Annotated in this window: 11 protein-coding genes and 1 tRNA gene; 4 read left to right on the top strand and 8 right to left on the bottom strand. The window is 69.8% G+C overall.

Annotated elements, in window-relative coordinates; genetic code table 11:
- Positions 1–356: 356 nt before the first annotated feature.
- From I5731_RS14350 to I5731_RS14340, 3 genes are read right to left on the bottom strand one after another with little or no spacing between them, the layout of a single operon-like run.
- Positions 357–1004 carry a glutathione S-transferase family protein gene (locus I5731_RS14350; protein ID WP_197312089.1) on the bottom strand — a complete coding sequence of 216 codons (648 nt, stop codon included), beginning with the start codon at positions 1002–1004 and terminating at the stop codon, positions 357–359.
- A 4-nt stretch (positions 1005–1008) separates the two neighbouring features.
- Positions 1009–2298, bottom strand: coding sequence for an AGE family epimerase/isomerase (locus I5731_RS14345; RefSeq protein ID WP_197312088.1), 1290 nt, complete (start codon positions 2296–2298; stop codon positions 1009–1011).
- A gap of 14 nt (positions 2299–2312) precedes the next feature.
- Positions 2313–2864, bottom strand: a complete 552-nt coding sequence (locus I5731_RS14340) for a single-stranded DNA-binding protein (protein ID WP_197312087.1) — start codon at positions 2862–2864, stop codon at positions 2313–2315.
- A 464-nt stretch (positions 2865–3328) separates the two neighbouring features.
- Between I5731_RS14340 and uvrA the strand changes: the two genes are divergently transcribed.
- The 3 genes from uvrA (at position 3329) to trmFO (ending at position 8751) form a co-directional block, all read left to right on the top strand.
- Positions 3329–6253, top strand: a complete 2925-nt coding sequence (gene uvrA, locus I5731_RS14335; RefSeq protein WP_197312086.1) for an excinuclease ABC subunit UvrA — start codon at positions 3329–3331, stop codon at positions 6251–6253.
- Positions 6254–6826: 573 nt separating this feature from the next.
- On the top strand, positions 6827–6976 hold the full coding sequence (locus tag I5731_RS14330; RefSeq protein WP_197312085.1) for a DUF1127 domain-containing protein: 150 nt from the start codon (positions 6827–6829) through the stop codon (positions 6974–6976).
- A 311-nt stretch (positions 6977–7287) separates the two neighbouring features.
- Positions 7288–8751 (top strand): methylenetetrahydrofolate--tRNA-(uracil(54)-C(5))-methyltransferase (FADH(2)-oxidizing) TrmFO, encoded by a 1464-nt coding sequence (gene trmFO, locus I5731_RS14325; protein WP_197312084.1) that lies wholly within the window; start codon positions 7288–7290, stop codon positions 8749–8751.
- Between the two features lie 30 nt (positions 8752–8781).
- Here trmFO and I5731_RS14320 read toward each other — a convergent pair whose 3' ends face one another.
- From I5731_RS14320 to yajC, 5 genes are all read right to left on the bottom strand, one after another.
- Complete coding sequence (locus I5731_RS14320; RefSeq protein WP_197312083.1) at positions 8782–9663, bottom strand: phytoene/squalene synthase family protein; 882 nt, start codon at positions 9661–9663, stop codon at positions 8782–8784.
- A gap of 172 nt (positions 9664–9835) precedes the next feature.
- Positions 9836–10252: an Mth938-like domain-containing protein gene (locus I5731_RS14315; RefSeq protein ID WP_328838869.1), complete on the bottom strand. Its 417-nt coding sequence runs from the start codon at positions 10250–10252 to the stop codon at positions 9836–9838.
- A complete protein-coding gene (secF, locus tag I5731_RS19825; RefSeq protein WP_235981797.1) occupies positions 10249–11178 on the bottom strand; it encodes a protein translocase subunit SecF in 930 nt (309 codons plus the stop codon). Before secF ends, I5731_RS14315 begins: the two co-directional genes overlap by 4 nt.
- A 43-nt stretch (positions 11179–11221) precedes the next feature.
- Positions 11222–12844: a protein translocase subunit SecD gene (gene secD, locus I5731_RS19820; RefSeq protein ID WP_235981796.1), complete on the bottom strand. Its 1623-nt coding sequence runs from the start codon at positions 12842–12844 to the stop codon at positions 11222–11224.
- Between the two features lie 245 nt (positions 12845–13089).
- Positions 13090–13422 (bottom strand): preprotein translocase subunit YajC, encoded by a 333-nt coding sequence (gene yajC, locus I5731_RS14305; RefSeq protein ID WP_197312082.1) that lies wholly within the window; start codon positions 13420–13422, stop codon positions 13090–13092.
- A gap of 435 nt (positions 13423–13857) precedes the next feature.
- On the opposite strand from yajC, the gene I5731_RS14300 reads away from it, so the two are divergent.
- Positions 13858–13933, top strand: a tRNA-Glu gene (locus tag I5731_RS14300).
- Positions 13934–14104: the final 171 nt, after the last annotated feature.

Genomic DNA, 14104 nt, shown 5'->3' with positions numbered 1-14104 from the left:
CTGGCGCGGATGCCTCCGGCTTCTGCGGTGAAGCGCCCGGGGGGCGCTTCTTGCGGCGACGTGCCGCCCGCTTGCCGACGCCGCCGGGCGAACGCGCCTGACCACTGTCGCGGTCTGCAGGTCCGGTTCCGACGACGAGGTCTCCGCGGCCGTCGATCTCGCCCGCGTCGATCACTGTCAATCTCCCGCGCGCCGCACGAACCGATCAGGCTCGAGTGCTGCGCGCATGTCCTCTAGTTGACAGTAAGGTAACAGCGCATGCCGGCCCGCAAAAGGGACATGGCGAAAGATTGTACACCGGTCCCGGGGCGCCGGGCACCGCGCCGCACGGACCGATCGGCCGCCGCGGCGGCGGATCAGTCCACTTCGTCGGACGGCACGATCGTCGTCTCGCGGCGGCCCGCCTCCGCCCAGGCGGCAAAGCCCGGATGGGCGAAGATCGCGTCGACGTAAGCCGACTCGACGTCGCCGATCGCGACCGCGTAGGTCCTGAGCCGGCTCGCCACCGGCGCATAGAAGCAGTCGGCGGCCGAGAAGGCGCCGAAGAGATACGGCCCAGCCGCGCCGAAACGCGCCCGGCAGTCGCGCCAGATCGCGGTGATACGCGCGATATCGGCCGCGGCCGTCTCGGTCGGCGGCCGCTCCGCCACCGGACGGCGGATGTTCATCGGATAGTGATTGCGCAGGCCGCCGAAACCGGAATGTATCTCGGCGACCACCGAACGGGCGTGCGCGCGCGCCGCCGCATCGGCCGGCCACAGCCCGGATCCGGGGAATTTTTCGGCGAGATATTCGATGATCGCCAGTGAATCCCACACCCGCACCGCGCCGTCGACCAGCACCGGCACCCGGCCGGCCGGCGAATAATCGCCGATCCGGGCGGCGAACTCCGGCGTGTCGAGTTCGAGCATGATCTCCTCGAACGGCGCGCCGACATGCTGCACGGCCAGCCAGCCGCGCAGCGACCAGCTCGAATAGTTCTTGTTGCCGATCACGATCTGCATGTCGTCAGAGGCTCCGCGGGAGAGGCCCGCCCTGCGGCACCCCGGCGAACCGGCAGAGCTCCGCGTAGGCGAGGACGATGTGATAGAAGGTGCTGGCCGGCGTCGGTGCGCGGCTGAGCACGCCGTCGGCCGACAGCGGCTCGCACCAGAGGCCCGCCGTCGGCGACGCCTCGATGAACGGCCGCATCCGCCGCGCCGCCTCGACCACCGCGTCAGCGGTCGCCTCCGACGGTGCCCGCTCCGCCATGGTGACGGCGGCTTTCAGCCGCTCGGTCTGCGGCCAAAACCGCGACCCGGCGGATTTCACCGTGCCGTCGGCCCAGACTTCGTCGACCGCGGTGCCGTTAGGCGCCGAAATGCCGTGACGCTCCGCAAAAGCGTAGAGGGGCGCGATCGCCGCGCTGTCGGTGCCGGTCAGCACGGCGTAGCGGCCGAGCAGCCAGACCCACTCGAAATGGTGCCCCGGCTCCGTCACCAGTCCCTCGGGTCCCTCGATGCGGCGGAGCTCGTCGTCGAAGAACTCGGGCAGCACGCCGGCGGCGGAATCAAACAGCCGCGTTTCGAACAGATGGTGCAGCCGGACGGCGAGATCGGCGAAGGGCGATGCGCCCGCCGCCGCGCCGTCGCAGGCCATCCAGGCCATCGCCGCCTCGAAGAGGTGCATATGCGGGTTCTGCCGCCGCACCGCGCGCCGCGCCGGTACCGACTCGCGAAAGCCGCCGGCCGGATGCGCGAGCCGCGCCTCGACGAGGCCGAGCAGCCGCAGCGCCTCGTCGCGCACCGCCGCATCGCCGGTGATGCGATACGCCTGCGCCAGCGCCAGCAGCACGAAGGCCGTCTCGTAGAGATCGAACAGGTCGTCGCGCACGCCGCCGTCGGCATCGAACAGTATGGCATAGTGGCCGGCGCCGAGCCGCGCCCGCCGGTCGAGGAACGCCAGCCCGTGCGCGATCACCTCGCGCCCACCGGCAAAGCCGAGCCGGTCCGCCTCGCCGAAGGCGAAGATCTGCCGCGTCTGCACCCGAAGTCGCCGCGTGTCGCCGGCGTCGCGCGCGGTCTCGAGATCGAGCTTCTCGAAGAAGCCGCCGCCGACGCGGTCGAGCCCGCGCTCCGCCCAGAGCGGAAACGCCGCAGCCAGCATCCAGTCGTGGGCCCAGCGCGCCTCGGCGCGGACCGCCGCCGAAAGCTCGGCGCCGACGCCTGGCAGGGTGCCCGCCGGACCGGCGCCGGACAGCGCCGCTCCGGCCGCGCCGACGTCGTCAGTCCTGCCGCGGCGCGATCCGGTCCCGGGCATCGAAAGTCCCCGGCTCAGAACGGGATCTCGTCATCCATGTCGCTGGCGAAGCTCGGCCGGGCCGCGGCCCGGTTGCCGCCGCCGGTGCCGCTGCCGCGCGGCGCCTCGGCGCCGCGATCGCCGCCCCGGTCGGAGCCGCGCTCCATCGGGCTGGAACGGCCGTAGTCGGAGCCGCCGCCGGCGTCCATGTCGCCGCTGTCACCCGAGCGCTCGCCGCGCCCGTCGAGCATGGTCAGCGTGGCGTTGAAGCCCTGCAGCACGACTTCGGTCGAGTAGCGCTTCTGGCCGCTCTGGTCTTCCCACTCGCGGGTCTGCAACTGGCCCTCGAGGTAGACCTTGGAGCCCTTGCGCAGGAACTGCTCGGCGACCTTGCAGAGGCCTTCGCTGAAGATCACCACCCGGTGCCACTCGGTTTTCTCGCGCCGCTCGCCGCTGCTGCGATCGCGCCAGCTTTCCGACGTCGCGATCCGCAGGTTGGCGATCGGCCGGCCGTCCTGGGTGCGGCGGATCTCGGGATCGGCTCCGAGGTTGCCCACGAGGATCACCTTGTTGACGCTGCCCGCCATGACGCTCACTCCTTCCATGCCGGCCGCGATGAGCCCCGCGGCGGCGCCTTATTCTCGCCGGCGCGCCGACCCGGCGCGCAGCGGCATGCCCGTCGCCGTTCGGGCGCAGACCTTGGCAACCCTTAGCACAGAACGATCCGCCGGAACCGTCGGAGCATCTTTTCCACAAGCGCTAAGAAAATGCGGACTGCCCCTCGTCGCGACCCATCGTTCCTGTTATGTTCCATTCATGTCATGATCGAGTCGTCGAGTCCAGTCCCGGAATCAACGCAGACGGTGGACAACGCGGAACGACCGCCCGCGGCAAGGGTTCATCCGGCGGGGTCGGTGCCGCGTATGCTGCGACGCCGCCGTGCACTCGCGGCGGTACCGGGCGGGCACGGCGATTGCTATATCGACGACATCCGTCGTGACGACGGCAGTTCGGGCGACGAGCCCGCGAAGCGAGCGTGGACCGACAGGCGATGACGACAGGCAAGACGTTCAAGCATTCCGCGCCGGACGCCGGCGGGCGCCGCCTGATCTCGGTCCGCGGCGCGCGCGAGCACAATCTGAAGAACGTCGACCTCGACCTGCCCCGCGACAGCCTCGTCGTGATGACCGGCCTGTCCGGCTCGGGCAAGTCGTCGCTCGCCTTCGACACGATCTACGCCGAGGGCCAGCGCCGCTATGTCGAGAGCCTGTCGGCCTATGCCCGGCAGTTCCTCGAGATGATGCAGAAGCCGGACGTCGACCAGATCGACGGCCTGTCGCCGGCGATCTCGATCGAGCAGAAGACGACCTCGCGCAACCCGCGCTCGACGGTCGGCACCGTCACCGAGATCTATGACTACATGCGGCTGCTGTTCGCCCGCGTCGGCATTCCCTATTCGCCGGCGACCGGCCTGCCGATCGAGAGCCAGACCGTCAGCCAGATGGTCGACCGCGTGCTGGAGCTGCCCGAGGGCAGCCGGCTCTACCTGCTCGCGCCGATGATCCGCGGCCGCAAGGGCGAATACCGCAAGGAACTCGCCGAACTGCAGAAGAAGGGCTTCCAGCGCGTACGCATCGACGGCGCCTACGTCGAGATCGCCGAAGCCCCTGCCCTCGACAAGAAGCTGAAGCACGACATCGACGTGGTGGTCGACCGCCTCGTCGTGCGCCCGGACATCGCCACCCGCCTCGCCGACAGCTTCGAGACCGCGCTCGGCCTCGCCGACGGCATCGCGATCGTCGAGTTCGCCGACGAGAAGGACGAGGCCGGCGAGCCGCGCCGCGTCGTGTTCTCGCAGAAGTTCGCCTGTCCGGTGTCGGGCTTCACGATCTCCGAGATCGAGCCGCGGCTGTTCTCGTTCAACAACCCCTTCGGCGCCTGCCCGCACTGCGACGGCCTCGGCACCACGCTGCGCTTCGAGGCGGAGCTGGTGGTGCCGGATTCCTCGCTCAGCCTGAAGGGCGGCGCCGTGCTGCCGTGGGCGAAGACCGGCAGCACCTCGCCCTACTACGCCCAGACGCTGGAGGCGATCTGCCGCCACTTCAAGGTTTCGATGGCGACGCCCTGGTACAAGCTACCCGAGCGGGTGCGCGACGTGATCCTGACGGGCTCCGGCAAGGAAGAGATCGAGTTCACCTACGATGACGGCCTGCGCACCTACCGTACGGCGAAGACCTTCGAAGGCGTCGTCGTCAACATCGAGCGGCGCTGGCGCGAGACCGATTCCGACTGGGTACGCGAGGAACTGTCGCGCTTCCAGTCCGACCATCCGTGCGAGCATTGCTTCGGCTACCGGCTGAAGCCCGAGGCGCTCGCGGTGAAGATCGCCGGGCTGCACATCGGCGAGGTCGGCGAGAAGTCGATCCGCGGCGCGGCCGACTGGTTCGACACCCTGCCCGATCGCCTGACCGCCAAGCAGAACGAGATCGCCGCCCGGATCCTGAAAGAGATCCGCGACCGGCTGAAGTTCCTCAACGACGTCGGCCTCGAATACCTCACCCTGTCGCGCGCCTCCGGCACGCTGTCGGGCGGCGAGAGCCAGCGCATCCGCCTCGCCTCGCAGATCGGCTCCGGCCTCACCGGCGTGCTATACGTGCTCGACGAACCGTCGATTGGCCTGCACCAGCGCGACAACGACCGGCTGATCGAGACGCTGAAGCACCTGCGCGACCTCGGCAACACCGTGATCGTCGTCGAGCACGACGAGGACGCGATCCTCGCCGCCGACTGGGTGGTCGACGTCGGCCCCGGCGCCGGCGTGCACGGCGGCCGCATCGTCTCGGAGGGCACGCCCGCCGAGGTGATCGCCGACCCGAACTCGCTCACCGGGCAGTATCTCTCCGGCGTCCTCGCCGTGCCGGTGCCCGAACAGCGCCGGCCGTCGCTGAAGCAGCGCCAGCTCAAGGTGTTCGGCGCCCGCGGCAACAATCTGAAGAACGTCGACGTCGAGATCCCGCTCGGCACCTTCACCTGCGTCACCGGCGTTTCGGGCGGCGGCAAGTCGACCTTCCTGATCGACACGCTGTTCCGCGCCGCCTCGCGCCGGCTGAACGGCTCGCGCGAGCAGGCGGCGCCGCACGACCGCATCGACGGCCTCGAGCACCTCGACAAGGTGATCGACATCGACCAGTCGCCGATCGGCCGCACGCCGCGCTCGAACCCGGCCACCTACACCGGCGCCTTCACGCCGATCCGCGAATGGTTCGCCGGCCTGCCGGAGGCGAAGGCGCGCGGCTACCAGGCCGGCCGCTTCTCGTTCAACGTCAAGGGCGGCCGCTGCGAGGCGTGCCAGGGCGACGGCGTCATCAAGATCGAGATGCACTTCCTGCCCGACGTCTACGTCACCTGCGACGTCTGCAAGGGCAAGCGCTACAACCGCGAAACCCTCGACGTCGCCTTCAAGGGCAAGTCGATCGCCGACGTGCTCGACATGACCGTCGACGAGGCCGCCGTGTTCTTCCAGGCGGTCCCCGCCGTGCGCGACAAGATGGAGACGCTGGCCCGCGTCGGCCTCGGCTACGTCAAGGTCGGCCAGCAGGCGACGACCCTGTCGGGCGGCGAGGCGCAGCGCGTCAAGCTCGCCAAGGAACTGTCGCGGCGCGCGACGGGGCGCACGCTCTACATCCTCGACGAGCCGACCACCGGCCTGCACTTCCACGACGTCGCCAAGCTGCTCGAGGTGCTGCACGAGCTGGTCGACCAGGGCAACAGCGTCGTGGTGATCGAGCACAATCTCGAAGTGATCAAGACCGCCGACTGGATCGTCGACTTCGGCCCCGAGGGCGGCGACGGCGGCGGCCGGGTGGTGGCCGCGGGCAAGCCCGAGGACATCGTCGACAACCCGGCCTCGCACACCGGCCACTACCTGAAGACCCTGCTGCAGCGCCGCCCGCGCGGCCGCGTCGCGGCGGAATAGCCGGTCGCGCGGAGCCGGGCCCACCGCGCGCCGACGCGCCCTGGCAACGCCAGGATGCCGCGTCGGCGCGGCTGGTCCACCAATGGTCGCCACCGCGTTGCTCTGGCCGCCGCCACGACGACTTCCCGTGCGTCCGGCGCTCCTCGCCGCCCGCGCGGGAAACGCCATCGCGACCGCCGTCCAGAGCAGCCTCGGATCGCTAAACCGATTTTATTCCACGGCTCTTCACGAATCATTCGTACACAGACGAATTGGTGCGACGCACCATGGCCGTCGATCGTCATTTCAACGCCATGAAGTCACATTCGTAAGCCATTGATAAAAATCATTTTTGCACGGTTTGTCGCAGCAGCGTCATCTGTTTGCCACACGTCTCTATTCCGCAGCGCACCTATTGCGGCGCAAATTAAATTTGCCATGCGAAAAATACATGCTCGACATGCGACGCGCCCCCTGTCACGGCGCGGGTGCATGGCTTAGATATCTCCTCGTCGGCAGCGACGCCCCGCAGCGACAGCAGCGAGAGCGGCGGCGCTTCCAGAAGAGTTTCGAAGATCCAGAAAGGTGACCATCATGTTCGGTTCCGTCGTCAAGAAGTACCAGACCTACGTCAAGTACCAGCAGACCTACCGCGAGCTGTCGCGTCTCTCGAGCCGTGAGCTCAACGACCTCGGCATCGCCCGTTCGGACATCGCTCAGCTCGCCCGCCAGGCGGCCCGCTGAAGCAAATGATCGCCGCCGGCTCATAGGGAGCCGGACGGTCTGTCCGTCGGGCCGCGTTGGCCTGAACACACGAGATACCCATTCGGGCTGCTAGGCCTCGGCGACCTCCTCCCCGCCGACCCCAAGAGCGCCCGATACGCCCCGGCAGTCTCCTCCCCTGCCCGGGCAACTCCACGGAACTCCTCCCTCCGTGGACCCAACGACGCCCACCGGATCTCCTCCCCCGGTGGGCGTTCGTTTTTCTGGGGCCTGCCGCCCGCCGCCAGTCCCGATGCTTGCCGCCGCGCCGCCGCCGGACTAGGGTCCGCCCCATGTCCAGCCCCTCCGATACTCCCCTCCGCCCGGTTCACGTGATCGGTGGCGGCCTTGCCGGCACCGAGGCCGCGTGGGCGCTCGCCAACGCCGGCGTGCCCGTCGCCCTGCACGAGATGCGCCCCGTCCGCGCCACCGACGTGCACCAGACCGACAGGCTCGCCGAGCTCGTCTGCTCCAATTCCTTCCGCTCCGACGATGCCGAGGCCAATGCGGTCGGCCTGCTCCACGCCGAGATGCGCCGCGCCGGCTCGCTCGTCATGCGCTGCGCCGACGCGAACCAGGTGCCGGCCGGCGGCGCCCTCGCGGTCGACCGCGAGGGCTTTGCCGAAGCGGTGACGGCGGCGATCGAAGCCCATCCGCTGATCTCGCTGGAGCGCGGCGAGATCGACGGCCTGCCGCCGGAAGACTGGGACTCGGTGATCGTCGCGACCGGCCCGCTCACCTCGCCGGCGCTGGCCGAGGCGATCCGCACGCTCTCCGGTGAGGACAGCCTCGCCTTCTTCGACGCCATCGCGCCGATCGTGCACTTCGACAGCATCGACCTCGGCACCGCCTGGTTCCAGTCGCGCTACGACAAGGTCGGCCCGGGCGGCACCGGCAAGGACTACCTCAACTGCCCGATGTCGCGGGAGGTCTACGAGGCCTTCGTCGCGGCGCTGGTCGCCGGAGACAAGACCGAGTTCAAAGCCTTCGAGGGCACGCCCTATTTCGACGGCTGCCTGCCGATCGAGGTGATGGCCGAGCGCGGCCCCGAGACGCTGCGCCACGGGCCGATGAAGCCGATGGGCCTCACCAACGCGCACGAGCCGACGGTGAAGCCCTATGCCGTGGTGCAGCTGCGCCAGGACAACGCGCTCGGCACGCTCTACAACATGGTCGGCTTCCAGACGAAGCTGAAGTACGCCGAGCAGGTGCGGATCTTCCGCACCATCCCCGGGCTCGAAAACGCCGAGTTCGCCCGCCTCGGCGGCCTGCACCGCAACACCTTCCTCAACTCGCCGGTGCTGCTCGACACGGCGCTGCGCCTAAAGGCGGCGCCGCGGCTGCGCTTTGCCGGCCAGATCACCGGCTGCGAGGGCTATGTCGAATCGGCGGCGATCGGGCTGCTCGCCGGCCGCTTCGCCGCGGCCGAGCGCCTCGGCCTCGCCGTGGCACCGCCGCCGCCGACCACGGCCTTCGGCGCGATCCTCGGCCACATCACCGGCGGCCACCTCGTCGACGAGACGGAGGCTGATGGCCCGCGGCCGCGCTCGTTCCAGCCGATGAACGTCAATTTCGGCCTGTTCCCGCCGGTGGAGGTGCCGAAGACCGAGGGCAAGCGCCTGCGCGGGCCGGAGAAGTCGTCCGCCCGCAAGCGCGCGCTCAGCGCCCGGGCTCTGCAGGACGTCGACGCCTGGCTCGGCGCCAACCCGATCGGCCCGATCGGCGCCCTGCCCGCGCCAGAGCGGCTGGCGGGATAGGCCGGACGCGACCCGCGACCGGCGCCCCCGTCAGAACATCGCCCGCCCCTGCCGGCCGGCCCGCGCGGCGCGCCACAGCGTCCACTGCCGCTTCACCAGCGACACTTCGCCGGCCCCGATATAGGGGTCGGCCGTCTCCAGCGCCTTCAGCCACAGCGGCACCAGCGCCAGCGGCAGGAACGCCGGCAGCACCGGCACCGGCACGTCGGCGAGGCCCTTGCGGGCGGCATCGAGGTGACGCTGGGCGCGGGCGCGCAATTCCGCCAGCGCCGTGATCAGGCCGGGCGTCACCAGCCCGGACCGCACGTCGTGCGGCGCGAGGCCGTGGCGGGCGAGCAGGTCCTTCGGCAGGTAGACCTGCCCGCGCCGCGCCTGCAGCGGCAACGCGCGCATCAGCCCGGTCAGCGCATAGGCGACGCCGCCGTGCCCGGCCGCGTCCGCCGTTTCAGCCGGCGCGCCCTTGTTGAGGATGATCGCGCCGAGCTGGAACAGCGCCGAGGCGGTCTCGCCGGCATAGCCTTCGAGATCGTCGATCGTCGGCATCGCGTCCTCGTAGAGGTCGAAGGTGCGCGCGTCGATCAGGTCGACGAAGGGTCCGGTCGGCAGGCGGTAGATGTCGATCGTGTCGCGCAGGGCCCGGGCCACCGGATGGCCCTCGGCGTCGCCGGCGGCATCCCCGGTGACGACGTCGCGCCACCATTTTGCCCGGATGATGCCGATCTGCGGCTCGCGGATCACTTCACGGATCCGCGCGATCTCGACGTTGAAGGCGAGCACGGCCAGCAGGTGCGGCCGCTCTTCGGCGGCGGCGAACAGGCTGGCCAGCCAGCGGTCACGATCGCCGTCGCGGACGATCCGGTCCGCGTGGCGGTAGGCCGCCTTGAGTTCGCTCTGCCGCCGCGCCACGCTCATCGCCGCCCCGGACTCCCCGCTCACGTGATCACCCGCGCCGCCCGGCGGCACATCCGCACCGCGCAGCGCCGGTCCCCGGCCAGTACAAGTGGATTCTGGAAGAACTTCAATCTGCAAGGCGCGCCACGACGTCACATGGCGTTGATGTTACGGCGGTGCCGGCGCGGCCGGATCACTCGGTCGCGATCAGCGCCGCCGCCACACGCCGGCCTTCACCGAGTAGGATGTTGTAGGTGCGGATCGCCGCCCCGGTCGACATCGCCTCCAGCCCGATCGCGACGTCGCGGCAGGCGAACCGCAGCGCTTCGCTGGGAAAGTCGAGGCCGCGGCCGGTGCCGAGCAGCAACTGGTCGATCTCGCCGGCTTCCGCGAACACCCGTTCCAGCGCGGCGGCCGAAACCGCGTCGCCCGCGCGCACGTCCCAGCCGTAGATGCCGCTCGGCAGGCACAGCAGCGAGCCGCGGTGCGACATGCCGGCGAAACGGAAGCCGCCGTCGCCGTAGGAGTCGATCGGCGCCCGGCCGGGAAAATGCGCGTCGCGGCGGGCGGGCGCCTGCGGTGTTCCGCGCCCGCCGTAGCCGGTGCTCACGCCGTCCGGGCCTTTTCCGGGGTCTCGGGCTCGGGCGCGTTGAGACCGAACAGGATCAGCACCGGCGCCGCGATGAAGATCGACGAGTAGGTGCCGATGGCGACACCGAAGATCATCGCGATCGTGAACGAGCGGATCACCTCGCCGCCGAAGAAGGCCAGCGCCGTCAGCGCGATCAGCGTCGTCAGCGCCGTCATCACCGTGCGGCTCAGCGTCTGGTTGATCGCGAGATCGATCATCTCGGGGAGCGGCATCTTCTTGTATTTTCGCCGGGTTTCGCGGATGCGGTCGTAGACGACGACGGTGTCGTTCAGCGAGTAGCCGACGATTGTCAGCACCGCCGCGATCGAACTCAGGTTGAACTCGAGTTGCAAGAGCGAGAACAGCCCGATCGTCATGATCACGTCGTGCGCCGTCGCGATCGTCGAGCCGATGCCGTACTGCCATTCGAACCGGAACCAGAGGTAGACGAGGATCGCCCCCATCGACACCAGCACGGCGATGGTGCCCGCCCAGGCGAGTTCGCCCGAGACGCGCGGGCCCACCACCTCGACGCGTCGGTACTCGACCTCCTCGCCGAAGGCGGCCCGAACCTGCTCCACCGCCTGCTGCTGCTCGGCGTCGCCGCCCTCCTGCCGCACGATGCGGATCAGCACCTGGTCGGGGGCGCCGAACTCCTGCACCTGCACTTCGCCGAGGTTCAGTTCGGCGAGCCGCGCGCGAATGGCGCCGATGTCGGCCGGCCCCTCCCGCGTCTGGATCTCGATCAGCGTGCCGCCTTCGAAGTCGATGCCGTAGTTCATGCCGCGCACGGCGAACAGGGCGATCGACAGCACGCTCGCGATCAACGACAGCGCGAAGATGTAGTTGCGGATCCGCATGAACGGAATGTGGGTGTCGTCCGGAATGAGTTTCAGAAGACGCATGATTGTCCTCGCCACCGGAGCGATCAGCCCCGGCGCAGAAGGTTCAGATCGGAAGCACCGTCGGCCGGCGGCGGCGCAGCCAGATGGTGATGATGAAGCGGGTGACGGTCACCGCCGTGAACAGGCTGGTGAAGATGCCGATGGCGAGCGTGACGGCAAAGCCGCGCACCGGGCCGGAGCCGAGTTGGAACAGCACCACGGCCGCGATCAGCGTCGTGACGTTGGAGTCCATGATCGTGCCGATCGCGCGCGAGAAGCCCGAATCGATCGAACTGATCACCGAGCGGCCGTTGCGCTGCTCTTCACGGATACGCTCGTAGATCAGCACGTTGGCGTCCACCGCCATGCCCATGGTCAGCACGATGCCGGCGATGCCGGGCAGCGTCAGCGTCGCGCCGATCGCCGTCATCGCCGCGAAGATCAGCATCACGTTGGCGAACAGGGCCATCACGGAGAAGACGCCGAACAGGCCGTAGCAGGCGATCATGAAGACCGCGACGGCGGCCGCGCCGATATAGGACGCGATCTTGCCGGCCTCGATCGAATCGGCGCCGAGGCCGGGGCCGACGGTGCGCTCCTCGATCACGTCGAGCTTCGCCGGCAGTGCGCCGGCGCGCAGCAGCACCGCGAGGTCGTTGGCGCCCTGCACCGAGAAGCTGCCCGAGATCTGGCCCGAGCCCTGCGTGATCGGCTCGCGGATCACCGGCGCGGAGATCACCTCCTCGTCGAGCACGATGGCGAAGGGCCGGCCGACATTCTGCGTCGTGGCCTCGGCGAACTTGCGCGCGCCGCCCGTGGTCAGGCGGAACGAGACCACCGGCTGGTTGGTCTGCTGCTCGAAGGCGGCGCGGGCGTCGGAAAGATCCTCGCCGGTCAGCAGCGGCACGTCCTCGATGATGTATGCGACACCGTCGCCCTCGGTCGAGGGCAGCACGCGGGTGCCGGGCGGCGGACGGCTGTTCAGCGCGTCCTCGGCCGGCATCGTGTTGTCGACGAGGTGGAAGGTCAGCTGCGCGGTCTGGCCGATCAGGTTCTTCAGCCGGTCCGGATCCCGCTCGCCGGGCGCCTCGACGAGGATGCGGTCGTCGCCGTTGCGCTGGATCGAGGGCTCGGTCGTGCCGATCTCGTCGACGCGGCGGCGGATCACCTCGATCGACTGCTCGACCACGGTGGTCATGCGGCGGGAGAGACCGTCGTCGCTGAGCGCCAGCCGCAGCAGCCCGTCGCCGGCGTCGCTGAAGGTGAACTCGGTGACGCCGCCGTTCTGGCCGAAGCCGAGCACCGAATCGTCGAGCGGGTTTTCCAGCGCCGTCAGCCGGGTCGTCGCATCGGCGAGGCGCTCGCTGTCGCGGATGCGCACCTGCACCGCGTTGCCCTGGATCGCGAGGCCGGTATAGCCGAGGCGCGGCTCCTGGCGCAGCGCGAGGCGGACGTCGTTCTCGACGCTGCGCAGCCGCTGCGCGATGTAGTCGGCGCGGTCGACCTCGTAGAGCAGATAGACGCCGCCCTGCAGGTCGAGGCCGAGCACGATCTGCTGCGACGGCAGCCAGCTCGGCCACCACGAGCGCAGTTGCTCGGAGGTCAGGAAGTTCGGGGCTGTGAAGAGCGCGCCGGCCAGAAGCACCAGCGAGATCAGCGTCACCTTCCAGCGGGCGAAATGCAGCATCGGACCCTCTTCACCGGAGCCTCGCCCCGCCGCGGCGCATCGCTGCGCGGCCAGAACAGCCGGTCATCGTCAGATCGGCCGGCCGCCCCCGTAAGGGCGCCGGCCGCAACAGTCAGGCACGGCACGCGCTCCGGACCTCCGGAAGCGACATCGCCGCGGCGACCTCGCCGACGACGCAGGACCGGCACAGCGCGTGCCCGGCCGCACCCCCGACGACGTCGGCGCGGAACGTCAGCTGCGCGGCGTCACTCCTTGACCGGCTCGCCCTTGGCGCGCAGATCCTGCACGAAGCTGCGCGCGATGCGGACCTTGGTGCCTTCGCCGACGTCGAGCTGCAGTTCGGTGTCGTCGACGATCTTGACGATCTTGCCGATCAGGCCGCCGGACGTCACGACGGTGTCGCCGCGGCGCAGGTTCTTGATCATCTCGAGATGCGCCTTCTGGCGCTGGCGCTGCGGCCGGATGATCAGGAAGTACATGATCACGAAGATCAGCAGGAACGGCATGATCTGGATGAGGAAACCGGTGGTTCCCATCGGGTCGGCGGCGGCCTGGGCGAAGGCGGGGGTCACGAACATCGTGCGCTCCTGAAACGAAAAGGGGTTGCGGCGCCCCCAGGGAAGCGCGCGCAGCCGTTGACCGCGTGGTGGTCTCGCCGGTACGGCCCCGTCCGGGGACGGGCGCACCGGGACCGCCACGCAGGTGCTGGCCCCGTCGCCGGCGTCCGCTCGAAAATCGGCGCATCGACGGCAGCGGGACGGTGATCGAACGGCCGGACCGAGGTCCTGCCGAAAGCGCGCGGACTATAGCGACGCGCCCGCGCTTTGCAAACCTCGACCGCGGCGGAGCGCGGACTTGCGCACGATTTCCGCCGCGGGCCGGGCAGCGCTACCGGCTCCGCCCTCCGCCGCCGGGTGCCCCGCCCCCGCGCGGGCGACCCCGGCGCCCCGTGCGCATGAGGGTCGCAAAAGGGGTTGCCCTCTCCGATCACCGCGATTATAAACCGCCGCGCTGCACCCTTCGTCTAGCGGTCCAGGACACCGCCCTTTCACGGCGGTAACACGGGTTCGAGTCCCGTAGGGTGTACCACTTCCTCATCAGCAGCAGATTCAGCGCCCCGAGCGCCGCCGCCTCCGGCCGCGCGGCACCTGTGGGTCCGGCCGAGCGCCCGGGTCGACGTACGGTCGGCCGGCCGGCGCGGCCCGCCGAATCAGTCTCGGCGGATCACCGTCCGGACCACCGGCCGGCGCGACGGCGAAG

Source organism: Methylobrevis albus (assembly GCF_015904235.1).
GTDB lineage: Bacteria > Pseudomonadota > Alphaproteobacteria > Rhizobiales > Pleomorphomonadaceae > Methylobrevis_A > Methylobrevis_A albus.
Note: the sequence above shows the minus strand (reverse complement) of the source record. Positions and strands in the feature narration are given on the sequence as shown.